We start from the raw sequence: 23102 nt of genomic DNA, 5'->3' as shown, positions 1-23102 counted from the left end.
CCGGACTTCAAGGCTTTTTCGCGCGACGCGAGGCGGGGTGGCCCCTGCCCTAATGGTCAAGCGCGCTGGTCAGGGCCTTTATATTGTGCCTGACCATGTCAATGTAAGTGGGTGCAGGGCCCTTTTCGCCGGTCAAACCGTCCGAAACCAGGGTGCCACCGACCTTGGCGCCGGTCTCGGCGGCGATCCGCCGGATCAGGCGATCGTCGCTGATATTTTCAAGGAACACGGCCGGGATCCTCGCGGCCTTGATCTGGCCGATGATGGCGGCGATATCTCGCGCGCTCGGCTCGCTCTCCGTGGAGACGCCCCGGGGGGCGATGAATCGGATACCGTATTCGCTGGAGAAATAGCCGAAGGCGTCATGGGTGGAGATCACCTTGCGCCGCTCCGGCGGGATTTTTGCGACGGCGTCGCGGACCTCGCGATCGAGGGCTTCGAGCTTTTCCAGATAGGCCTTGGCCTGGGCGCGGAAGAACTCCGCATCGTCAGGAGCGGCCGTGGCGAGCGCGCTCGCAATGTCGGTGACGTAGATCTTGGCGTTCGGGATAGACTGCCAGGCGTGGGGATCAGCGGCCGAGCCCAGCTTCAGCGGCGCGATGCCGGTGCTCGCGGTGATCACCTTGGCCTTGCTCCCTGCGGATTGCACGAGGCGCGGCAGCCAGCCCTCCAGCCCGAGCCCGTTGACGATGACGAGCTTCGCCGCCGCGACCCGCTTGGCATCGCTAGGGGCCGGCGTATAGACGTGGACGTCGCCGTCGGGCCCGACCAGCGTCGTCAGGTTGATGCGGTCACCACCGACATTGCGGACGAAATCGCTGAGGATCGAGAAGCTCGCGACGACGTTGAGGCGCTCCGCGGCCCGCAGCGGCGAGGCGATCAGCAACAGTGCAAAGACCAGGATGAGCCGCATCGTCATGCTTCCAGATGCCGGCCGGGAAACAGCTGCCGGACGATGCCGCCGACACGGCCGAACAGGACGGAGACGATGTAGAGCACCGTCGCCACTAGGATGATCGCCGGGCCCGAGGGCACGCGGGTCTGAAATGAGAGCACGAGGCCGGCATAGCCGGACACCGCAGCAGCAGTGACGGCGATGCAGATCATCGCGGTGAGATCGCGCGACCAGAACCTTGCGATGCCCGCAGGCAGGATCATCAGCCCCACCGCCAGCAACGTGCCCAGCGCCTGAAAGCCGTTGACGAGGTTGATGACGACCAGCGCGAGGAAGGCGAGATGGGCGGGGCCGCCGGCGCGGCTCACGGTGCGCAGGAACAGGGGATCGACGCTCTCGATCACCAGCGGGCGGTAGATCACCGCGAGCACCAGCAGCGTCACCGTGGCGTTGAAGGCGACCACCAACAGCGTCTGATCGTCCATTGCGAGGATGTTGCCGAACAGCACGTGCAGGAGATCGATGTTGGTGCCCTTGATCGAGACGATGGTGACGCCGAGCGCAAGCGAAGCGAGATAGAAGGTGGCGAGCGAGGCATCTTCCTTCAGCCCGGTCGAGCGTGCGACCACGCCAGCGAGGATCGCGACGGCAAAGCCGGCGACCAGGCCACCGGCCGTCATCGCGAACAGATTGAGGCCGGAGAGCAGGAAACCGACCGCCGCGCCAGGCAGGATCGCGTGCGCCATGGCGTCGCCGACGAGGCTCATCCGGCGCAGCATCAGGAACACGCCGATCGGCGCCCCCGCCAGCGCCAATGCAATCACCGCGGCGAGCGCGCGCCGCATGAACTCGAATTCGGTGAACGGACCGATCAGCGCGTCATAGAGCATCGGATATCAGGCCGCCCGCGAGCTGATATCATCGGCCGCGCAGGCCGCGGCGCTGTCGTCGAAGGCCTCGCACATCCGCATCGCGACCAGCAGATTTTCCGGCGTCAGCACCTCCGCCGTCGGACCCCACGCGACCGGGCCGCGCGCCAGCACCAGCGTTTCGGTGAAATGATTGCGCACCATCTCCATGTCGTGCAGCGCGGCGAGCACGGTGCGACCCTCGCCATGCCAGCGCCTCACCAGCGCGAGCAGATCGGCGGTGGTCTTGCTGTCGATGGCGTTGAAGGGCTCGTCGAGCACGATCAGGCTGGCATCCTGGAGCAGCACACGGGCGAACAGCACGCGCTGCATCTGACCGCCGGAGAGCGTGCCGATCGGGCGGTTCTCGAAACCGCTGAGGCCAACGGCTCCGATTGCCCGGAGAATCTTGTCGCGCGCGGCCTTGCCGATGCCGCCGAACAGGCCTGTGCCACGCCACAGCCCGGTGCCGACGAAATCGAACACCGAAATCGGGAAGCTGCGGTCGATCTCCGCACTTTGCGGCAGATAAGCGATGTCGCGGGCATCGAGCCCGCCGAGATGGATCGTGCCGTCGAGCGGCTTGAGGATGCCGACGATGCCGCGCAACAGCGTCGACTTGCCGGCGCCGTTCGGGCCGATCACCGCAACCAGCGCGCCCGGCGCGACCTCGCCGCTGAGATGATGCACGGCGGGGTGCCGGTCATAGCCGAGCGTGACGTTGTGAAAGTGCAACGCTGCCATCGTCACCTCATCGCCAGCAAGACGATGCCCCACAGCACGGCACAGACCGCGAGCGCGGCCGCGAGACGGCCCGCCATGGTCATGCGCAGGATCGACCAAGGCGCGGTCTGGGCCGGATGCGGCGACGTCGCATCGTGGACATGGGCGTGGGCGTGATCGTGCCCGTGCGAATGTCCATGGCCGTGACCATGGGAATGGCCATGAGCATGGTCGTGCTGGTGGGCGTGGGACGCGGCGGGAGCCATTTGCGGACGTTATATTATAACATTACGCCTGTCCACGGCGGGACTGACATCGCGGCTCAGGGCTTGCCGATCACCATGGCGATGGCGGCTGCCACGAATGGGAACGGCACCGAGACGGCGCAGCGGAACCAGACGAAACGGGCGGGCATGAACGGGATCTCCCACAGGATCACCCGCTGGAAGGCGAACAGCGCCCAAGCGACGACATAGGCGACCACCTGCGGCACCCCGCCGCCCGACTTCAGCGCGACGGTGCCAATGGAGAAGCCGACCACGGGACCGCCGGGCGTGGCGGCGCCGGCGACCACGGCGGTGGCAACCCCGAGCCAGCCGCTATCCGGGCCCAGCCAGCCGGTGATCACCTCCTGCGGGATGATGGCCGCGATGTAGCCGGAGCCGATCACGCCAAGCGCGATCCGCGGCACGATGTTGACGAAGTCCATCGTGCCCTCGCGCAGCGAGGCCACGAACACCGGACGCCCACGACGAAAGGCGATCAGCCCGACGCCGAGCACCGAGCCCCACAGCAGGATGTCGATCAGAAGCGCTGCGCTCAACTCTCGTCGTCCTTCGCGAGCGGCTTCGGATAGAGCCTGACATAGACGAAGCGGCCGAGGGCGCCGGCGAGCACCGGCAGCGGCAGCGAGATCACGATCCGCCACAGCGTGAAATCGGTGCCCATGATCGGGATTTCCCAGGCGACCGCCCGGCCATAACCGATCAGCGTCCAGCTCACGACCATGGCGATGGTGGCGCCGAAATCGGCGCCGACCGCGAGCAGTGCGCTCGCGACCGGATAGGCGGTGAAGGGACCGCCGGGCAGAATCGCGCCGAAGGCGGTGCCGATCAGCAGGCCCATCAGGCCGGATTTCGGCCCGAGCGAGCGCGAGACCTTCTCGTGCGGCAAGATCTCCGAGATGAAGGCCCCGAGCAGGCAGCCGGCGAGCACGCGCGGCAGGATGCCCGAGAACAGCGAGAGATCGTGGGTGAGGATGTCCAGAACGCCGTCAGTGCCGTCCCGCCGCCAGACCAGTGCAGCACTCACCGCCACCAGAGCTGCGATGATGACGGTCGACCAGCCGATCGGCTTGCGGACCCGGCCCGGCCGCGGCTCGGATTCCGCGTCGCCGGAAGGCGCTGGATGGTTCGGGGAAGGTTCTGACAACGGGCTGGATCGCTCGAAGGGTGATGCCCGTTTTGATTAAGGGCGGTGTTCCCCCGATGCAAACGGTGTGACGACAGACCCATGCGCGCGCCACGCAGGGCAATTCCGCACAGCAAAAAGGCGGTCGCGCCTGCGACCGCCTTTGTTTCTGTCATTCCGGGGCGGCGCGTCAGCGCCGAACCCGGAATCCATCGGGCGTCACCCGAGCAGACAAATGGATTCCGGGCTCGCGCTTCCCGCGCCCCGGAATGACACCTGTCACGCCTTCTCGAACAGGGACTCCACGTATTCCCAGTTCACGAGGTTCTCGACGAACGCCTTGAGATAGTCGGGACGGCGATTGCGATAGTCGATGTAGTAAGAGTGCTCCCAGACGTCGCAGCCGAGGATCGGTGTGGCGCCGTGCACCAGCGGATTCTCGCCGTTCGGGGTCTTGGAGATCTCGAGCTTGCCGTTCTTGACCTGGAGCCAGCACCAGCCGGAGCCGAACTGGCCGACGCCGGCCGCCTGGAAGTCGGTCTTGAACTTCTCGAAGCCGCCGAGGTCCTCGTTGATCTTCTTCTCGAGCTTGCCCGGCAGCTTGGTGCCGCCGCCATTGGGCTTCATCCAGCTCCAGAAGTGGATGTGGTTGTAGTGCTGGCCGGCGTTGTTGAACACCGCGGGGTTCTTGCCGAACGAGCCCTTGACGATCTCTTCAAGGGACTTGCCTTCCCATTCGGTCCCCTTGAGCGCGTTGTTGCCGTTGGTGACGTAGGCCTGATGATGCTTGTCGTGGTGATATTCCAGCGTCTCCTTCGACATGTACTGGCCAAGGGCGTCATAGGCGTAAGGAAGTGGGGGCAGCGTAAAGGTCATGGCTTCTTGTCCGCAACTGGTGGGGAACGAGTTCTAACGGTCACCCCTTATAGAAGGTTCCGCCGCCATTAAATACCTCAGAATTTGCGAAAAGCGTGACTTGGCGCGTCCTGCCTGAATGCACAAATTCGTCGCAACCGGCCGTGTCGATCAGGCCTGCGGTTCGCTGTAAAATATCATTGCCTTTGAGGAGCTTAAGACAGAACAAACGCGCCACGAAGCGGAGCTGTGGAGGACGACGCCATGAGCATCGAGATCGACATATTGAACGGCGACGCCTCGTGGCCGAGGGCCGAGCCGCTACTTCAGGCGGTCTGGGCACCGCAGTTGGTCGCAGGCAAGCCCTGGGCTCATGTCAAATGGGCCAATGCCGATCTCCGCGTGCTGGTCGAGACGCCCGAGGATGGTCTCGTGTGCCATGTCGGCATCTACTTCCGCACCATCACCTGGAATGGACAGAAGGTTCATATCGGCGGCATCGGCGGCGTCTCGACGCGCGAGGACCAGCGCGGCCGTGGCTATGCGACCGTGGCGATCGACGCGGCGGTGCATACCATGCGCGCCAACGAGGCGGTTCGGTTCGCCCTACTGGTCTGCGAGCCGCACAATTTCGCGTTCTACGAGGCCCGGAGCTGGCTGCCGTTCAAAGGCGAGGTCTATTGCGAACAGCCGGAAGGGCGGATTCGGTTCACCTACATGGCGCCCTATGTCTTCCACATCGTGCGCGCGCCGACGCTGGGCACCATCGACCTATGCGGCCTGCCGTGGTGAGCCCTGCGTGAGCCAGGGCTGCGCCGGCCGGCTCATTCTCTTATAATATGTCGGTCATCATTTAATTTTCCGCCCGGTGAACATGACGATCGACGCCCCCGCAGATGCCGTCCCGCCGGTTGCGCCGGTCGCCTCCCCCATCGCGAGCCTCCTGACCGCGCCGATCCTGCCGACGCTGCTGCGGCTCGCGATCCCCAACATGATCGCGATGGTCGGCAGCACGCTCGTCGCAGTGGCTGAGACCTCCTATATCGGCCGGCTCGGCACCATCCCGCTCGCCGCGATCGCGCTGGTGTTTCCGTTCGCGATGCTGACGCAGATGATGAGCGCGGGCGCGATGGGCGGCGGCGTCTCGTCCGCAATCAGCCGCGCCCTCGGCGCAGGGGATCGCGACCGCGCCGCGACGCTGGCGCTGCATGCCGCCATCATCGGCCTTTGCGGCGGGCTGTTCTTCACGGTGATGATGCTCGCCTTCGGCCGCTCCTTCTTCGCGCTGCTCGGCGGACGCGAGCGCGTGCTCGAGGAGGCCAGCGGCTATTCGCAGGTGCTGTTCTCCGGCGCGGTCGCGATCTGGCTCGTCAACACGCTGGCCTCGGTGATCCGCGGTACCGGCGACATGCGCCTGCCTTCGATGATTCTGATCGGCGCGAGCGCGCTGCAGATCGTGCTCGGCGGCACGCTGGGGCTCGGCCTGTTCGGAGTGCCGCAATTCGGCATGCCGGGCGTGGCGAGCGGGCAGCTGATCGCGTTCAGCTGCGCGGCGATCTTCTTCATCTGGTATCTGTTGTCGGGGCGCAGCCGGCTGCCGCTGGATGTCCGCGCCTTTCATTTCGAGCGCGCGATGTTCCTGGACATTCTCAAAGTCGGCGCGGTGGCCTGCCTGTCGCCGCTGCAGACCGTGCTCACCATTCTGATCTTCACGAAGATCCTCGCGACCTTCGGCACCGAGATGCTGGCGGGCTACGGTATCGGCTCGCGGCTGGAATTTCTGCTGATCCCGATCACCTTCGCCTTCGGCATCGCCTCGGTGCCGATGGTCGGCATGGCGATCGGCGCCGGGCATGTGAAGCGCGCGCGGCGTGTCGCCTGGACCGCGGCTGCCGCCTCGGGACTCACGGTGGGGCTGATCGGCCTCGTCGTTGCGCTCGCGCCGTCACTGTGGGTCGGGCTCTTCACCCGCGATCCCGGCGTCACCGCCGCCGCGCACAGCTATTTCCACTGGGCCGGTCCGGCTTTCGTGTTCTTCGGCATGGGCGTGTCGCTTTACTTCTCCTCGCAAGGCGCCGCACGCGTCGGCGGTCCGGTGCTCGCTTCCACGGCACGGCTTCTGATCGTTGCGATCGGCGGCATCGGACTGATGACCGCGCAAGCGCCGGCCTGGACCCTGTTCGCGCTGGTCGGGGGCGCCATGGTCGTGTTCGGGCTCTCGACCGCCGCCTCGGTCGCATTCGCGCGCTGGGGCAAATGATCGCAGGCAAATAAGCGCCGGCAGATAAGCTCAGAGATGTGATTCCCTCGGGCGTTGCGCGCGCTCGATTTGCTGCTATGGAGTCGCCTCCATTCCAGGGCTCCTCTCCATGACATTCAGATTCGTCGCTCTCACCGTCATTCTGGCTGCGCTGATCGGTGCGCCTTCCGCCCATGCGCAGAGCGCCGACGGGACCTGGCTCACGCAGGCGGGCGATGCACGCGTCAAGATCAGCAAATGCGGCGGCGGCATCTGCGGCCACATCGTCTGGCTGCGCGAGCCCATGGACAGCGCGACCGGCCAGCCCGCCACCGACAGCAAGAATCCCAATCCCGCGCTCGCCAGGCGCCCGATGATCGGCCTGCCATTGTTCAGCGGCATGGAGCCGACGGGACCGAACAAATGGTCGGGCCAGATCTACAATGCGGACGACGGCAGCACCTATGCGAGCAACATCAGCCTGACTGGCGCGGACGCGCTGCGGGTCGAAGGCTGCGTCGGCGCGCTCTGCGGCGGTGAGACCTGGACGCGCGCGGGGCGCTAACCCGCTGCCATCATCGCCTTCAACGCCGTCGCCGCCGAGGCATAGCCGCCGCGCGCGCCGTCGATGAAATGGACGTGATCGCTGCGCAGCGCCGACGGCGCGAAGCAGGTCATCATCGCAGCGTCCTGCTGGTAGAGGCCGTAGCGCACGATGCCCTCGCGCGCAGCGGCTTTGAGACGATCGTTCAACGCGCGCTCGAGCTGCGGCGTGCAGTCCAGAATCATGCGCAGGCCGTCGTCGTATTTACGGAAGTCCGAGTTCTCGACCACCTGCCGCTTGTAGAGGCTGGGCACGAAACCGCCGATCTTGATGTCGAAGCGCATGATGAAATAGGCGAACAACGTATAGGCGAGTACGCTGGCTCTGCGCGCGAGCAGCGGACCTCCGCGCCTGGTTCGGGCCTCGAATTCCACGCCCTGCGGCGGCCATTTCAGCGGGGGCCCCTGCGGCGGCACCGGCCGGCCGCCCTCCGGGCTGCGCTCGACGAGATGAATGATGTCCTCGATCACCCTGCGGAAGGCCACCTGATCGACGCCGCGCGCCGGCATCACCAGCACCGACAGGATCAGGCCGCGCGCCGCCGGCATCACCTCGAAACGACACGACAGGCCCGAAAGGTCCGGCTGCGTGCCGCCAGGCGCCTCCTCGACGGCAAACTCGCCGCGCTTCATCGCGGCGTCGGCCCAGGCGAGCCCGCCGCCCGAAAACATCGCATAGGACAGGTTGGCCGACGGCCCGAACCGGGCGACGCGCACATCGAGGCCCTGTGCGCGAATGACGCTGACCGGCACCAAGGCGACGCGCAGGGTCAAATCGAGGTCTTCGCGCACCCAGGTTGCGGTCGCAGCCAGCGCCTGGCGGGCAAGCTCGACGTCATCTGGCGCCACCGCGAAGCTGGCGCCGTCGCCGCCGAATACGAAGGGAAATTCCCGCCCCTGCAGCGCATTGGTCACCGCCGCGATCACGGCGGCACCGGCCATGTTCACGGCCTTGTAGCGCTGCGCCGCGATCGCCTTGGTCGAATCGACGATATCGGCAACACCGATGCTCCAGTCGTCCGGCAGCGGCGCATAAAGCGCAGGATCCATCAGGCTGGTGAAGCCTCGGAAGACGGGAATGCCGCCATAGAAGGACTCGCCTGAGCTCATCGGGATTGCCGGACTGTTGGAATGCGAAGCAAGATACGTGGCAGGATCGATCCGGGTTCGCTGGCTCGCGCCCCCTTTCGATCATTGGCCGAAAGCGGCCCGGACAACAAGATGCGGCCGCCTTGCAATGCCCCGGCGGGATCATTGATCGGCATCAAACGGCCTTCCGGGGAGAGCGGCTATCGTCGGTCGGCTCCAAGGGGTTGCATGGTAAAATCGAGGTGTCCGACTTCAGCAGCAAGGACTCCACCTGTCCGGTCCGCCGGCGCACGGGTGTCGACCCGATCAGCGCGGTGAAGATGCCGGAAAGATTCACGGAGGCGGTCGATGCCTGGGCTGAAGCTCACCGCCTGACCCGCTCGGATGCGATCTGCAAGCTGATCGAGCTGGGGCTGAAGTTGGCACTCCCCGTCTCCGCGCCCGCGCACCCGGTCGTATCGGACGCGACCAAGATCGAAGAGATCGCAGTGCATGAGATCGAGTTACTGCTCGATCCGGCATTGCCGCCAGACGAACGCGAGCGCCGCATTCGCCGCCTCACCGAAGGGCCGCCGGAATTTTCACACGAACGATTCGACCTGCTGAAGCAGCGGCCGTGAGCGGCTAGTGCAGCTTCTCGTCCTGACGCTTGCGCAGCTGGGATGCAGGGACGTCGTGGCAGCCGATCAGGCGCACGAATTGCTGCGGATACGCCTCGTGGCCGTGATCGCCGGAATTCTGATGCGACATCGGCGGGCAGCGGACCTCATCCGACTTCACACGCACCGGCTCTTTCAGGGCCCGGCTTGAAGCGGTCATGTCTGAAGTGGCCATCGACTGCTCCCCTTCGTTTAGGGCAGATCGATTGACGTAAACCAATCGATTGCGGGGCATCTTACGACCAAATCCGGCTGGCTGTCATTGCGCACGATCAGCGCAATTGTGGCAGCCGGGTTCCGTCTACGCCGTGTTCCCGGCATCGATGGTGAACACGGTGCCGGTGACGTTGCGGCCGCCTTCGCCCAGGAGGTATTCCACCATGCGCGCGACGTCATCCGTCTCCGGCAGCCGGCGCAGCGCGCTGCGGCCCGCAATGCGCTTGCGGCCTTCCTCAGACAGATTGTGGGTGAGCTCGGTGTCGATGAAGCCCGGCGCGATCGCGTTCACGGTGATGCCGAGCTTGCCGACCTCACGGGCCAGCGAGCGGGTGAAGCCGGTCGCGGCGGCCTTGGTCGCGCCGTAGACGGAGAGGCCGTTATAGCCTGTCGTCGCGATGATCGAGGAGATGTTGATGATGCGCCCAGTGCCGTCGGCCATCATCTGGCGCGCCACATATTTGGTGAGGATGATCGGCGACAGCACGTTGAGCTGCACCAGCGCCTCGATCTCGGAATTGTGCATGGTGGCCAGCAGGCCTTCGGTGCCGAGACCGGCATTGTTGACGAGGCCGTAGATCGGGCCGAATTCGTCGCGCACGAGCTTTGCGAAGGCCGGGATTGCATCGATCACGGCAAGATCGCAGGCACGGAAATGCAGGCGCCCGTCGGCAGCTGCGATGGCCGCCTTGAGCTCTTCGCTTTCGCGCCGCGCCGCCGCGATGACGTTGAAGCCGGCCGCGACAAGGCGCTTGCCGATCGCAAGCCCGATGCCGCGGCTGCCGCCGGTGACGAGAACATTATGCATCGGTGCGCGCCAGTTTTCCGGCCGGGGTGACGTCGAGCGCCTCGACGAAGCGGAGGACCGCCGGCACCTTGTGGGATGCGAGCTGGGCGCGGCACAGATCCAGGATTTGGTCGCGGATCTCTTTCGCGCGCGCCGGATCGGTGCCCTCGGTGAGGATCACGTCCGCGACGACGATGCCGCCGGTGATCGGGCTCTTGCGCGACTTCGCGCGCGACATCCGCACATCCGGATGGCGGTTGATCACCGCCTCGATCTCCTCGGGGTGGACCTTCAGCCCGCCGATATTGATGATGCCGCCGCGCCGGCCGACGAAATAATAGCGGTTGCCGCGCAGCTCGACGATGTCGCCGCTGTCGACAAAGCCGTCGTCGTCGGTGAGCGCGGAGGCGTTGCGGCCGATATAGGCATGAGCCGTGCGCGTCGAGCGGATGCGCAGCGAGCCGTCGACGACTTTCATCTCGACGCCGTTGCGGTTGCCGAGATAGTCGGCCGGAAAGCCTTCCAGCCCGTCATTGACGGCGAACCCGACGCCGGCCTCGGTCGAGGCATAGGCATGGCCGACGGACGCATGGGGGAATGCCGCCTTCAGGCCGTCGAGCACGGCTTGGTCGGCGATCTCGCCGGAGAGACGGACGTAAGCCGGGGCGAACTGGGCGGCCGAGCCGCTCATCAGGAGCTTGCGCCAATGCGAAGGCGTGCCGGAGATATGCGAGACACCGCGCGCCTTCAGCCGCGCGACGTGATCGGCGAGCGCCTCATGGGGATCGGACAGCACCAACGAACCGCCGGAGAGGATGGCACGGAGAAAGATTTGCAGGCCGCCATAGCGGCGGATGTCGTAGAACGTTGCCCAGACCGGTGCAGGTCCGCGCGATGGGCCTTCGGCGACGATCGCGCCGGTCAGCGCTTCCAGCGTATGGCCGGCGATCTTTGGCACCCCCGAGGTGCCCGAGGTGAGCATCAGCCATTCGGTGCCGCGCGCGGTCTTGGCCGGCGGGGCGGCTTGCGGCGGCAATTGCGCGGTGACGACCAGCGGCACGCCGGACGCCGCCCAGAGTTCGGGCTCGTCGGTGACGACGGCATCGATCCCGGCATCCGCGATCAAGGCGTCGAGATGCGCCGGGTTGAGGTCCGGCGGACACAACAGCATGCGGCGGGCGATACCGTCGAGCTCGATCATGGCAAGGCCGGACCGGAGCTGGTCCGACAGCTTGAGCAGCACGGCACGGCCAGAGAGCTCGTGCAGCCGCCCGCCCAGAACAGTGTGCGACAGGATGCCCGTCAGCGATACGACATCATGCGCATCGGAGATGGTGCGGCCTTTCAGCTCCGCGCCAAGATGGTCGCGAAGTGCAAAGATCTCACGCGGGGACATTTTCGTAGGCCCGCACGAAATCGCCCACCGTGGCGGGGAACGCTGCGTCCTCGGAAATGGTGAAGGGATCGACGCCGGTCTCGTCCTCGAGGCGGGCGACCAGGATGGCGAAGGCGAGCGAGTCGAAGCCCGTCTCATGCAGGGACAGATCGTCCGAGAGGGCGGGAAGCGTGACGTGCTGCTCCTTGGCGATCTGCTGAATCGCTTCAATGACCTTTGACCTTACCGACATGGCTGGCTCGCTTTGTTATCGATCTCGTTGTTGCGGCGGCTCTTGCTGACCGCCTCCCCATCGCGGTCTGTTTACCCGACAGAAGTAAATGGCTTCTTGGACAATTCAGATAAAATTGGACCTATCTCTCGATTTTGGTTGCCCTACAGCCTGATCGTACCGCCCGAGATGGCCGCATATGTCTCCGCGTCCAGCGCGACGTAGAGGCCGGATATCGGGTCGAGCATGAACAGCGGATCGGCGACCGCGGCCGGGTCAAATCCCTCGCGGGCGAGCTCGCCCTTCTTCTGCTTGAAGGTCTCGGTGGCGTCGAGCTCGCGCGAGATACGAATGAAGAGCGGGCGGGCGTAGACCGGCAGGCGTTGCGCGAGATGGGCGGGCAGCGCGCTGATGTCAAAGCCCTCGTTCACGACGATCGCGCTCATCCCGGCCCGGCCGTCGGCGCCGGGAATGCTGACGCCATAGGTGGCGGCATCGACGACGCCAATGAAATCGCGCACGGCATCGTTCACCTCGGAGGTCGCGACATTCTCGCCCTTCCAGCGGAACGTGTCGCCGATACGGTCGACGAAATGGAAAAATCCCTTGTCGTCCATCCGCATCAGATCGCCGGTGCGGAACCAGGCATCGCCCTTGACGAAGACGTCACGCAAGACTTTTTTCTCGGTCTCACCGGCATCGGTGTAGCCCTCGAAGCGCCCACCGCCCTCGTCCGCGGTGCCGATGCGGCCGATCGCTTCGCCGGCCTCGCCGCGGCTGCAGGCGATGCAGAAGCCCTCTTCATTGCGCAGCGGCGCGCCGCTATCGGGGTCAAGCTTGACGAGCCTGGCAGGAAAGCGGTGCGCGAGCAGCGCCGGGACGCGGCCGATCGCACCCGGCTGGCCCTCGACGTTGAACAGCGAGAAATTGCCTTCGGTCGCGGCGTAGAATTCGAGGATGCGCGGAATGGCGAAGCGCGCCTGGAAATCCTCCCAGATATCGCCGCGCAGCCCGTTGCCGCAGGCGAGCCGCAGGCGATGCCGATTCTCGTATTCCGAGGGTGCGGCCTTGAGCAGGTAACGGCAGAGCTCGCCGATATATTGAAACAGCGTGCAGTCGTGCCGGACGATGTCGGACCAGAAATGCGAGGCCGAGAATTTCTCGGCGATCACTACCGAACCGCCGGCGGCCAGAATGCTGCACGGCGCGACGATGCCGCCGACCGAATGGAACAGCGGCAGACAATCGTAGAGCCGATCCTGCGGCGTCGCGCCGGTGAGGCCAGCGAACCAAAACCCCCAATTCAGGATGCGGCGGTGGCTGATGCTGGCCGCTTTCGGCAGGCCGGTGGTGCCGGAGGTGTAGATCAGCAGCGCACGGTCGTCGATGGTGACCTCGCCATGCTCCTCCGGCGATAGCGGGCCGTCGTCGAGAACGGCAAGCGCGACGTCGATCGCACGTTCGCTGCGGCTATCGCCATGCGTCCAGACTTTTGCCGCCGTCTTCAGATGAGGTGCCGCGCTGTCCAGCATCCCCGCTAGCTCATGCGCAACGATGACATGCATCGGCTTCGCGACATCAAGGCAGTGCGCGAGCGATTGCCCGACGAGCTTGGTGTTGATCAGTGCGACCACGCCGCCGACGCGGCTGGTGCCGAGCCAGGCCGCGATATAATCGATGCCGTTCGGCATGATCAGCGCAACGGTATCGCCCTTGGACAGGCCGAGCGAGCGCGCCCAGCGGGCGTAGCGATTGATCCTCTTCGAGAGGCCTTCGTAATCGAGGCTTGCCTCGTCCGCCACCAGAGCAACGCGGTTAGGCTGGCGCTGCGCCCAATCGTCGACGACGTCGGCGAACAGGCGGCCCGGCAGCGTTTCGATCCGCGCGGTGAGCTCGATCGCCCTCAACCAGATCTTGGAAGCCGACGGTGCGCGCGCGGCTTTCGGCTTCTCGATGACGCCGGTGGTCATATTGTTCACTCTTTCGGGCGATCTGCGGTTTCCGGCAGTATAGCCCGCGCGCCCTGACCCAGGCGTTAAGAGACAAGGTAAAACCCGGTTAGGGCGCGATTAACGGTCGGCAGCGCGCAGCCAAGGTCGCACCCGCCGGCAGCGCGCCGACGGGTGTGACCAGGTCGAAAGAGCGATGAATGCAGAATTCCCGGCCTTGGTCCCGTTCGCCTCAGTGCACCTTCTTGGGACGCCGGCGCGGCGGCGGCGATACGTTGAAGGCGTAATAGGGATTGAGGTCGCAGGTCGCGGCAAGGCCCGACGCCGTGGCGCGGCACTGCTCCAACGAGGTGAACGAGCAGTCGAAATAGTCACTGCCTCCGCCACCAGGGCCGCCACCGACGTAGCGGTGCATGCAGACGGGATAGGCCGGATCGTATCGCTGCGCGCTGGCATCCGCTGCGCCCAGCAGCGTGAAGACCGCGGTAAGAGTGAGGAATGACAAGCGCATGGGAAATCCTCGAACTGGTGACGTCGCTTCATATGACACAACATCTCGCCGTCCGCGACTGTTCCTGAGACCTGATGACGTCAAGGTGAGTGAGACGCGCAGCGCCAGAGGCGTTGCGCGATGAGCGATCTGACAACCTGGCGGTCCGAATGATGCTGCGAGGCAGCGCTAGCCGCCGAGCCCCTGCAACACCAGCCGGTTCAGCCGTGCCGCGAACGCCGCCGGGTCTTCCGGCAATTCGCCGTCCAGGATCTGCGCCTGCTCGAGCAGAAGCAGGCTGATATCGTCGACGACTGTCGAGCCAGCCTGCGCCTTGGTGACCGCGGTGACCAGCGGATGGCGCAAATTGATCTCGAGGATCGGCTTGGTCTTCATGCCGCGGTTCTGCTGCGACAAGATGCGCTCGAGCTCGCGGCTCGGACCCTGGCTGTCGGCGACGAGGCAGGAGGCCGAGCTGGTCAGGCGCGTCGAGACCTTGACGTCGCTGACGCGCTCGCCCAGCGCGGCCTTGATCACCGCGATGGTGGCTGCTTCGTCCGCAGCCGGCTCGTCCTTCTTCGCCTCGTCCTTATCGTCGATACGCGGAATCAAATCGAGATTGAGATCGCCCTGGCTCAGCGACTTCAGCGGCTTGCCTTCGAAATCCGAGGGCATCGAGGTCCAGAACGCGTCGACGGGATCCGACAGCAGCAGCACCTCGATGCCGCGCGCGGTCGCAGCTTCCAGCCGCGGATTGGACTTCAGCCGCTCAATGCTGTCGCCGACGAGATAATAGATCTCGGTCTGGTTCGGTTTGAAATCGGCGATGACCTGCTTCAGCGACCGCTTCTCGCCCGACGTAGTGGTGAAGCGCGACAGTGCGAGCAGCTTTTCGCGCCGCTCGAAATCCTCGTAGATGCCTTCCTTCAGCACCGCGCCGAAGGCGTCCCAGATCTTGGCAAAATTCTCGGGGTCCTTGTCGGCAAGGCTTTCGAGCTCGGACACCACACGCGTCGCCACCGCCTTGCGGATCTGCGCCAGCTGCGGATTGTTCTGGAGCATCTCGCGCGAAATGTTGAGCGGAAGATCCTCGCTGTCGACCACGCCGCGGATGAAGCGCAGGTACCCCGGCAAGAGGTCGGCATCGTCGGTGATGAAGACGCGCCGGACGTAGAGCTTCACGCGGCCCTTGCGGTTCGGCTCGAACAGGTCGAACGGCTTGGTCGAGGGCGCGAACAGCAGCACGGCGTAGGAGTAACGTCCTTCCGCGCGGTAGTGCAGCGTCATCGCGGGATCGTCGAAGGCAGAGGCGATCTGCTGATAGGCCTTCTTGTAATCGTCAGCCGTGAGCTCGGATTTGGAGCGCTGCCACAACGCGCTCGCCGAATTGATCTGGCGCGGCTCGCCGTCTTCGGGCACGAGCTCAATCGGAAACAGGATGTTGTCGGAATAGGCGGTGACGATACGCTCGATCTCGTAGGTCTCGAGATATTTCTTGGAATCGTCCTTCAGGTGCAGGACGATCTCGGTGCCGCGCGTCAGGCGCGCCGCTTCCTCGTCGCTGGCACGGGCGATCTCGAAGCCGGAGCCGCCGGAGGACGTCCAGGTCCACACATCGCTCTCGCCGGCGCGGCGGCTGATCACGACGATCTTCTCTGCGACCATGAAGGCGGAATAGAAACCGACGCCGAACTGGCCGATCAGGCCGAGCCCATCCTTGGCCTCTTTCAATTTGGATACGAACGCCTTGGTGCCGGAGCGGGCGATGGTGCCGAGATGGTCGATCAGCTCCTGCCGCTCCATGCCGATGCCGTTGTCGGCGATCGTGAGCGTCTTGGCCGTCTTGTTCGGGATGATGCGGATCTTGAGTGCGTCGCCTTCGCCCAGCAGGGCGGGACTGGCGATGGCCTCGTAGCGCAGCTTGTCGCAGGCATCGGAGGCGTTGGAAATGAGCTCGCGGAGGAAGATGTCGGTTTCCGAATAGACGGAGTGCACCATCAGGTGCAGCAGTTCGGAAACTTCGGCCTGGAAAGGCTGCGTATGCACAGCCGTATCTGACGTCGTCATGCGCTTACCCGGTCAAACAAAAGGGAGGGAACCCGGATATAGCGCGAGGCAATGGCGGATCAAGAGGATGTGAAGTCTGGGTCCGCCAACCCCCCTCGCGGAGAGGGGGTCAGGTCACGCAGCGGCCGGGCTGGAGCAGCCTTGCGACCTCGGTCAGGGAGCTGACCATCGGCTCACAGGCGATCGTCGGCTTGTTGCGAGGCTTCTTCTGGTTCTGGAGCAGCACCGGTGTCTTGGCATTGCCGGTCTCGATCACGGCGGGGACCCGCAGCAGCACCGACGTATCGGCGAGGTCGTTCAGCCGCATCGAGACGGTACGGGTGGGCACGGCTGCCGGCTTGATCTCGGCGAGCCGGTCTGTCTTGGCGACGCGGTTGACGTTGTGGCCCACCGCGGCTGTGGAGCTATGGCTGGGGATGTCGGCGACCGCCTGCCAGCGGTCCGCAAGATCGTGGCCGGAGGCCAGTTGCACGGCACCGAGGGTGGCGACGACCGCAATTGCGCTCAAAAAAACCTTTTGAATCTGTGACATGGCTGTCGATCCCTCGCCCCATGGCGGGCACGGGAACAACGCCGCCGCAGGATCGGGGGTTCTCGACAGCTACGATCACTTAACCGTGTGCGAAAAAAAGCAGCAGGCGGCAAAATATTTCGCGCGCCGTGGAACGACTTTCGCGCACAGGAGTCGTCTCAGCAGCCGGCTATTCCCCCCTGCCCCATAAGCCGGCGACGTAGGGCGCGACTGTGGTGATGCCAGTCGCGCCTTACTTTTATCTGGGGCCTACTTCGCCTTTCCTACCAGCCACTCCCGGCCCTCGCCATAGAGCTTCTCGACCTCGGGGCCGATCAGGCCCGGCATGTCGCGCTTCACCTTGTAGCCGATCAGCTCCTGCATGTAGGCGAGGTGGCGGTAGCCCTCGGGGAGTGCAGCCAGCGCATCCTGGTCGAGCCGAAGCGTCGCGGCGGGATCGACCGGGTCGATGCGGTCCTTCTCGTAGATGGGCTGGCGGCGGACGATGCCCCATTTGCCGATACCTGATGGGTCGTCCCGCTTCTCCAGGAAATCATAGAAGCGTCCGGTGCAGACGACGTCGCAGAGCACGTCGTGCACGAGGCCGCGCTGCGAGATGGTCATCTTGGTCTGCGCGATCGCTCGCGCACCCGCAAGATCGATGCTGGTGCCGCCGAGGAAATGCAGGATGCGCACGCCCCTGGCAAAACCCTCCTGGCTGACCCGCATGAAATCCCGGGCCGGCCCCTGAAACCAGGTCGCGGACATCCAGCCTTCTTCGTGCCAAACCGTGGCAAAGCGCTCCCAGTCGCCGGCATCGCGCCACACCGCCCAGTTTTCGACGAGATCGCGGATGGCGAGACGATCGAGGAGTTGCTGGTCCATGGGCACGTCTCCGATTGGCGTGGTCGCACGCGCAGCTGCTACATGAGCTATGGGCGGCGAATTCAGCGCCCGTCAAGCGGGCCGGCGGCATGAAAAAAATCCGGCGTGCCTTGGGCACGCCGGACTTCGCTATTGGGACGGCCGCAGGCGCCTTGTTACGCCGCAGGCGCTTTGGGCGTGCGATTGCGCGAGTTGCGCTGGAAGAACAGGGCCTGGCTCGCCACCGCCGATACCATCGCGGGCTGGAACGGCTTTGAGATCAGGAACGCCGGCTCGGGACGCTCGCCGGTGAGGAAGCGCTCCGGATAGGCGGTGATGAACACCACCGGCACCTCGAAGGTGCGCAGGAGCTCGTTGACGGCGTCCAGGCCGGACGAGCCGTCGGCAAGCTGGATATCGGCAAGGATCAGGCCGGGCCGCTTGTTCTTGGCCAGCGCCACCGCATCGGCATGGGTGCGCGCGACGCCGACGACGTTGTGGCCGAGATTCTTCACCAGGCTTTCGAGGTCCATGGCGATGAAGGTCTCGTCCTCGATGATCAGCACGTCGGTGGCGATCTCGGCGGCCATCTCGCGTCCGGCTGCGTCTGCAAGACGGCGCGTCTCGGCAACATCGGTGCCGAGAATGAAGGCGACTTCCTCTTCCGAAAAGCCCTCGAGCGAGAGCAGCAGGAAGGCTTGGCGCGGCAGCGGGGTGATGTTCGACAGCCGCCGTTCCGGCGGCATCGGCAAGGTCGTCACCTCGGCATCGTCGTTGATCGAGACTGAATTCCAGATCTGGGTGAAGAGCCGGAACAGGCCGGCCCGGGGCCCATGGTTCTCGTCGAGCACCGACGGATCGCCCAGCATGGCTTCCAACATGGCGGCGACATAGGCGTCACCGGAGGCCTGGCTGCCTGTCAGAGCCCGCGCGTACCTGCGCAACAACGGCAAGTGTTCAGCAACTACCTGTGAACGGGACATCCCCACTCCATTCGTCTTTGGGCCAACCTTGAGGTCCAATCCTGAGGTCAGGCATCACGCGGGGGGCCCAGGTTCCCCTGCTGGGCTGTCTACGCCTCACGACAACAAAAGTTCCGCCAAGCTGGGAACTTTTTGGCGCAGCTGGAATTGTGCCTATCCAGGGAACGGCTCCCGGTTGAGAAAACTTCTCGATTTTACAGTCACTTAACTCGGGGAAACGTGGAACAGGTCATGAAAGATCTCAAGTCTCAAGCCAGCAGAAGCACGACCCCCGGCAAGGGAGGCCTGACTCCGGAGATTCAATCCCGGATCGGGCACCAGTTGCGCGCCATGTACGACGATGTCGTGCGACAGGGGGTTCCGGATCGGTTCGCAGAACTGATCAAGAAGCTTGATGCGCCGGGAGCGTCACCCCACGTAGAAAATGAGGGCGGATCCAACGACAACAACAATGGGAGGGATTAATGCCTCTCACGGACTCCCTGCGTAACGACATCTTGGCGGCCGTGCCCAGTCTGCGCGCCTTCGCCATCTCGCTCAGCGGCAATGCGGACCGCGCCGACGATTTGGTCCAGGAGACGCTGCTGCGTGCGCTAGCCAACATCGACTCGTTCCAGCCCGGCTCCAACCTGCCGGCCTGGCTATTCACGATCCTGCGCAATTTGTTCCGGTCGGACTATCGCAAGCGGCGGCGCGAGGTCGAAGATGCCGAGGGCAATTACGCCAAGACGCTGAAGACCCAGCCCTCGCAGAATGCGCACCTCGAATTCGAGGAGTTTCGCACCGCGCTCGACAAGCTTCCGCAGGATCAGCGTGAAGCCTTGATCCTGGTCGGCGCGTCCGGCTTCTCCTATGAGGACGCTGCCTCGATCTGCGGCTGCGCAGTCGGCACCATCAAGAGCCGCGTGAACCGCGCCCGCTCGAAGCTCGCCGCGCTGCTCTATGTCGACGGCGCCGAGGATTTTGGGCCTGACGAGACTGTGCGGGCCGTGATCGGCGGCAGCGGCGGCTGACCGCCGCCGTCAATCGCACCGGAACGAGACGAAGACGGCCGCTTCCACGGCTGTCTTCGCGCGCGCGTCTGACACCGATGCGTCCGGCTCACGTCACGATCACACATCCACGAAGGTTGCGGTCTCGGCCACGCTCGCCCGCGAGGTGCGGTAGCTGTTGACCTTGTGCGCATGGTCCGCATAGCCGAACGAGATGCCGCAGACAACGCGGCGATCATCGGGCAGATCGAAGTGGCGGCGGATCAGGCCGGAATGCCGCGCCAGCGCGGCCTGCGGAATGGTGCCGAGCCCGAGCGCCTGCGCCGCCAGCACGAAGTTGGAGACATAGGCGCCGCAATCGATCGCACCGTAGATGCCGAGCGGCTCGTTGGTGTGGATGATGGCGACATGCGGTGCGCCGAAGAAATTGTAGTTCTCCAGCGCCTGCTTGGCATAGGCCGCCTTGTCGCCGCGGGCGATGCCGAGCGTGTTGTAGAGCTGGAAGCCGCTCTCGCGGCGGCGATCGAGATAGACCCCGACATATTCGCGCGGTGGCGTGAAGTCGTAGTCATCGCCGAGGCCCTTCGAGGCCTCCGCGTAGATCGCCTTGCGAAAGCGCTCCTTGGCCTCGCCGCTGGCGATGATAACCTGCCAGGGCTGGCTGTTGCACCAGGACGCCGTGCGCTGCGCGGTCGCCAGCACATGCTCGATGGTGGCGCGATCGACCTCCTTGGGGAGAAATGCGCGAACGGAGTAGCGCTCGTTGAGGAGCTCTTCGAGCACCCCGATGCGGTCGTTCTGTCTGACTTGTGCGTCCATCACTCAGCTCGCCCTTTTTTCTTTTGGTTGGGCAGAGGCGCCAAGCGCCGTCCCACCACCATACTTACCTCGATGCACCTGCATATGGTAGGCATGCAATGTTTTGCCCACCCTGCACGAGCGGTGACCGTGACGACTACTTGGTCAGCAGGGCATAGGCGCCGGTCCAGCCCTCCGGCGGCGGATCGATCTGGAAATCCTTGATCCGCGCCTCGTAAAGCCTGAACAGCTTCTCCAGCGTGTCGGCGTCCTCGCTCTTGCGGCCGCGCTCGATGGCATCCAGGGCGCCCTGCCAGTCGCGGCTGCGGTAGCAGCCGAGCATCTCGATGGTGATGTTGCGCAGGCGCTGGAACGCGGCCGAATGCATCACGTCCTCGCGGCCGGCGATGGCGTAGATCACTTCCGGCTCGGTCTTGCCCTTAACCATGATGAAGTCGAGCTCGAGGATCGCGAATTTCTCCTTGGCGGCGAGTGCCGTGCGCGAGCCCACGATGATCGGAAATCCGTATGCCTTCGACTGGCCCTCGAGGCGCGAGGCCAGGTTCACGCTGTCGCCGAGCACCGAATAGTTCTTCTTCAGGTCGGACCCCATGTTGCCGACCACGCCGATGCCGGTGTTGAGACCGATGCCGACATTGAGCGGGATATAGACGTGACCGCCGTCGGCGGCCTCCTGCTCGCGCTCCTTGTTGACCTCGTCGATCTGCTCGAGCATCTGGATCGCGGCTTCGCAGGCGTTGATCTCGTGCTCGGCGTCGTCGAGCGGCGCGTTCCAGAACGCCATGATGGCGTCGCCCATGTACTTGTCGATATAGCCCTTGCGGTCGATGATGACGTCGGTCAGCGGCGTCAGGAAGCGGTTCATCAGCTCGATCAGCCCCTGCGGATCGTGCTTGTAGCTCTCGGAGATCGTGGTGAAGCCGCGCACGTCGGAGAACATGATCGTCATCTCGCGTTCCTCGCCGCCGAGCACGAGCTTTTCCGGCGACTGCGCCAGCTGCTCGACCAGCACAGGCGACATATATTGCGCGAATTGCCCGCGGATCTGCACGCGCTGGCGCTGCTCGCGCACGAAGCTCGCAAAGATCAGCGTCAGGTAGACTGCGGTCGTCGACAGCAGCGGATAGGTGAAGTCGATGAGATAACGGTGCTGCGTGTAGGAGAACCAGGACACGCCGATCAGGATGGCCGCGAAGGCCGCGCCCACCAGCACGAGGCGGACGGGGCCGAGATTCGGCGTGAAGATGATGACGAGCAGGCCGATGATCAGCGCCGCGATCAGCTCGACGCCCAGGGCATAGTTCGGCTGCGAGATCACCGCGCGGCTCAGCACGCCCTCCAGCACCTGGGCATGGATCTCGACACCCGGCATGGCCCGGGACACCGGCGTGGTCTTGATGTCGTTCAAGCCGCCCGCGGAAGTGCCGACCAGCACCAGCTTGCCGGCAAACCTCGTGGGCGGCACCGCATTGTCGAGCACGTCGACCGCGGAGACGTAGATCGAAGGATCCCGGCGGGCATAGTGCACCCAGAGCTGACCGTTCTTGTCGGTCGGAACCTCCAAACCCTTGAGGCGGATCGACTTGATGCCCGTCTTATCGGTACGGACCAGCAGGGTCGGCGTGCCCGTGACGACGCGCAGGATCTCGAGGCTGAGTGAGGGCATGATGTTGCCCTGGGCGCGCATGATCATCGGCACGCGGCGGATCAATCCGTCACGCTCGGTCCGGATCGAGAACAGGCCGCGGCCGGCCGCGGCCCTCTCGATGACCGGCACGTTGCGGAGCAAGCCGGGGAATTCGAACAGGAAACGCTCGGCCCCGTCCTCCCCCACCGTTGCAACCCCCGTGAACGGCAGCGACTTGTCGAGCTCGGACAAGACCTCCGGAAGCCCGGTCTCGCCCAGCACGACGTGCGAGCGCTTGATCGCGTCGGCGAGGATCTGATCGTTGCTCGGCAGCTCACGCAGCTTGGCGCGGGTCGCGTCGTCGAGATAGCGCATCTGGCTCGCGACCTGCTCCGGGTTGAGCCGGTCGGCTTCGGAGAAGACCATGTCGAAGCCGATCGCCACCGCGCCGTTCTTGGTGAGGTTCTGGACCATGTCGGCGATGCGCGTGCGCGGCCACGGCCACTGTCCGAGTCTGGTGAGGCTCTTGTCGTCGATATCGACGATGACGACCGGCCGCGCCGCCTTCTCGCGCGGATCGATCAATTGAAACATGTCGAAGGTGCGCAGCCGCAATTCCTGGATCGGCGGCGGATCCCACAGGCGCGCGCCCGCGAACAAGACCAGCAGCGCAAGGCAGATCAGTCGCGCAAGGCCGAACTTCTGCGCAAACCACCGCCGCAGGATTTTGAAACGCTTCATGCCAGTCAGACTTCCTGACCCAGATCATGCCGGGCGCACCGATCATGAAGCGTCGGCGTGCGATTGGC

General features: G+C 64.9%; 26 protein-coding genes. 6 read left to right on the top strand and 20 right to left on the bottom strand.

Translation table 11 applies throughout. The features are described 5' to 3' along the window. Nucleotides 1-49: 49 nt before the first annotated feature. The 7 genes from I6F12_RS14690 to I6F12_RS14660 form a co-directional block, all read right to left on the bottom strand. Nucleotides 50-913, bottom strand: coding sequence for a metal ABC transporter substrate-binding protein (locus I6F12_RS14690; RefSeq protein ID WP_225156844.1), 864 nt, complete (start codon nt 911-913; stop codon nt 50-52). Nucleotides 914-915: 2 nt separating this feature from the next. Continuing rightward, nucleotides 916-1785: a metal ABC transporter permease gene (locus tag I6F12_RS14685; RefSeq protein WP_036021355.1), complete on the bottom strand. Its 870-nt coding sequence runs from the start codon at nt 1783-1785 to the stop codon at nt 916-918. A 6-nt stretch (nt 1786-1791) separates the two neighbouring features. Beyond that, complete coding sequence (locus I6F12_RS14680; RefSeq protein WP_035997701.1) at nt 1792-2547, bottom strand: ABC transporter ATP-binding protein; 756 nt, start codon at nt 2545-2547, stop codon at nt 1792-1794. 2 nt (nt 2548-2549) lie between these two features. Continuing rightward, nucleotides 2550-2792 (bottom strand): hypothetical protein, encoded by a 243-nt coding sequence (locus tag I6F12_RS14675; RefSeq protein WP_035997699.1) that lies wholly within the window; start codon nt 2790-2792, stop codon nt 2550-2552. A 56-nt stretch (nt 2793-2848) separates the two neighbouring features. After that, entirely contained in the window at nt 2849-3349 is a 501-nt protein-coding gene (locus I6F12_RS14670; RefSeq protein ID WP_036036588.1) for a hypothetical protein, read from the bottom strand. Beyond that, nucleotides 3346-3957: a permease gene (locus tag I6F12_RS14665; protein ID WP_225146336.1), complete on the bottom strand. Its 612-nt coding sequence runs from the start codon at nt 3955-3957 to the stop codon at nt 3346-3348. The genes I6F12_RS14670 and I6F12_RS14665 overlap by 4 nt, the downstream gene beginning before the upstream one ends. 258 nt (nt 3958-4215) lie before the next feature. Continuing rightward, on the bottom strand, nt 4216-4812 hold the full coding sequence (locus tag I6F12_RS14660) for a superoxide dismutase (protein ID WP_027573470.1): 597 nt from the start codon (nt 4810-4812) through the stop codon (nt 4216-4218). A 243-nt stretch (nt 4813-5055) separates the two neighbouring features. Between I6F12_RS14660 and I6F12_RS14655 the strand changes: the two genes are divergently transcribed. The 3 genes from I6F12_RS14655 to I6F12_RS14645 all read left to right on the top strand — a co-directional run bounded on the left by I6F12_RS14655 (nt 5056) and on the right by I6F12_RS14645 (nt 7595). Continuing rightward, nucleotides 5056-5583 (top strand): GNAT family N-acetyltransferase, encoded by a 528-nt coding sequence (locus I6F12_RS14655; protein WP_035997755.1) that lies wholly within the window; start codon nt 5056-5058, stop codon nt 5581-5583. A gap of 82 nt (nt 5584-5665) precedes the next feature. Next, nucleotides 5666-7051, top strand: coding sequence for an MATE family efflux transporter (locus tag I6F12_RS14650; protein WP_035997689.1), 1386 nt, complete (start codon nt 5666-5668; stop codon nt 7049-7051). 109 nt (nt 7052-7160) lie between these two features. Beyond that, nucleotides 7161-7595: a DUF2147 domain-containing protein gene (locus tag I6F12_RS14645; RefSeq protein WP_225111620.1), complete on the top strand. Its 435-nt coding sequence runs from the start codon at nt 7161-7163 to the stop codon at nt 7593-7595. Here the strand turns inward: I6F12_RS14645 and I6F12_RS14640 are convergent. Continuing rightward, a complete protein-coding gene (locus I6F12_RS14640; RefSeq protein WP_225156702.1) occupies nt 7592-8743 on the bottom strand; it encodes a DUF3095 domain-containing protein in 1152 nt (383 codons plus the stop codon). The genes I6F12_RS14645 and I6F12_RS14640 overlap by 4 nt on opposite strands. Before the next feature lie 203 nt (nt 8744-8946). On the opposite strand from I6F12_RS14640, the gene I6F12_RS14635 reads away from it, so the two are divergent. Beyond that, nucleotides 8947-9342, top strand: coding sequence for a hypothetical protein (locus tag I6F12_RS14635; RefSeq protein WP_225156843.1), 396 nt, complete (start codon nt 8947-8949; stop codon nt 9340-9342). 4 nt (nt 9343-9346) lie between these two features. On the opposite strand, the gene I6F12_RS14630 is transcribed toward I6F12_RS14635, so the two are convergent. The 10 genes from I6F12_RS14630 to I6F12_RS14585 all read right to left on the bottom strand — a co-directional run bounded on the left by I6F12_RS14630 (nt 9347) and on the right by I6F12_RS14585 (nt 18855). Next, the gene (locus I6F12_RS14630; RefSeq protein WP_035997682.1) at nt 9347-9556 is read right to left on the bottom strand and encodes a hypothetical protein; all 210 of its coding nucleotides are present in this window, start codon (nt 9554-9556) and stop codon (nt 9347-9349) included. Nucleotides 9557-9682: 126 nt separating this feature from the next. After that, the gene (locus tag I6F12_RS14625; RefSeq protein ID WP_109142372.1) at nt 9683-10405 is read right to left on the bottom strand and encodes an SDR family NAD(P)-dependent oxidoreductase; all 723 of its coding nucleotides are present in this window, start codon (nt 10403-10405) and stop codon (nt 9683-9685) included. Beyond that, entirely contained in the window at nt 10398-11780 is a 1383-nt protein-coding gene (locus I6F12_RS14620; protein WP_225156701.1) for a fatty acid--CoA ligase family protein, read from the bottom strand. The genes I6F12_RS14625 and I6F12_RS14620 overlap by 8 nt, the downstream gene beginning before the upstream one ends. Beyond that, nucleotides 11767-12012, bottom strand: coding sequence for an acyl carrier protein (locus I6F12_RS14615; RefSeq protein WP_015688794.1), 246 nt, complete (start codon nt 12010-12012; stop codon nt 11767-11769). The genes I6F12_RS14620 and I6F12_RS14615 overlap by 14 nt, the downstream gene beginning before the upstream one ends. Before the next feature lie 143 nt (nt 12013-12155). After that, the gene (locus tag I6F12_RS14610; RefSeq protein WP_225156700.1) at nt 12156-13970 is read right to left on the bottom strand and encodes a long-chain-acyl-CoA synthetase; all 1815 of its coding nucleotides are present in this window, start codon (nt 13968-13970) and stop codon (nt 12156-12158) included. A gap of 202 nt (nt 13971-14172) precedes the next feature. Next, nucleotides 14173-14451, bottom strand: coding sequence for a DUF3551 domain-containing protein (locus I6F12_RS14605; protein ID WP_225156699.1), 279 nt, complete (start codon nt 14449-14451; stop codon nt 14173-14175). A gap of 168 nt (nt 14452-14619) precedes the next feature. Further along, a complete protein-coding gene (gene htpG, locus I6F12_RS14600) occupies nt 14620-16497 on the bottom strand; it encodes a molecular chaperone HtpG (RefSeq protein WP_057028230.1) in 1878 nt (625 codons plus the stop codon). Nucleotides 16498-16606: 109 nt separating this feature from the next. Further along, the gene (locus I6F12_RS14595; protein WP_109142370.1) at nt 16607-17029 is read right to left on the bottom strand and encodes a hypothetical protein; all 423 of its coding nucleotides are present in this window, start codon (nt 17027-17029) and stop codon (nt 16607-16609) included. Nucleotides 17030-17278: 249 nt separating this feature from the next. Beyond that, nucleotides 17279-17893, bottom strand: a complete 615-nt coding sequence (locus I6F12_RS14590; RefSeq protein WP_225156698.1) for a nuclear transport factor 2 family protein — start codon at nt 17891-17893, stop codon at nt 17279-17281. A gap of 155 nt (nt 17894-18048) precedes the next feature. Further along, entirely contained in the window at nt 18049-18855 is an 807-nt protein-coding gene (locus I6F12_RS14585) for a response regulator (RefSeq protein WP_035997648.1), read from the bottom strand. Nucleotides 18856-19086: 231 nt separating this feature from the next. Between I6F12_RS14585 and I6F12_RS14580 the strand changes: the two genes are divergently transcribed. Beyond that, entirely contained in the window at nt 19087-19320 is a 234-nt protein-coding gene (locus I6F12_RS14580; RefSeq protein WP_025032292.1) for a NepR family anti-sigma factor, read from the top strand. Beyond that, entirely contained in the window at nt 19320-19868 is a 549-nt protein-coding gene (locus I6F12_RS14575) for a sigma-70 family RNA polymerase sigma factor (RefSeq protein WP_018316216.1), read from the top strand. The genes I6F12_RS14580 and I6F12_RS14575 overlap by 1 nt, the downstream gene beginning before the upstream one ends. 99 nt (nt 19869-19967) lie before the next feature. On the opposite strand, the gene I6F12_RS14570 is transcribed toward I6F12_RS14575, so the two are convergent. Continuing rightward, the gene (locus tag I6F12_RS14570; protein ID WP_035997645.1) at nt 19968-20666 is read right to left on the bottom strand and encodes a nitroreductase; all 699 of its coding nucleotides are present in this window, start codon (nt 20664-20666) and stop codon (nt 19968-19970) included. 136 nt (nt 20667-20802) lie between these two features. After that, complete coding sequence (locus I6F12_RS14565) at nt 20803-23034, bottom strand: adenylate/guanylate cyclase domain-containing protein (protein WP_225140965.1); 2232 nt, start codon at nt 23032-23034, stop codon at nt 20803-20805. Between the last annotated feature and the right edge of the window lie 68 nt (nt 23035-23102).

Origin of the sequence: Bradyrhizobium sp. IC4059, from assembly GCF_020193615.1 — a bacterium.
GTDB lineage: Bacteria > Pseudomonadota > Alphaproteobacteria > Rhizobiales > Xanthobacteraceae > Bradyrhizobium > Bradyrhizobium yuanmingense.
Note: the sequence above shows the minus strand (reverse complement) of the source record. Positions and strands in the feature narration are given on the sequence as shown.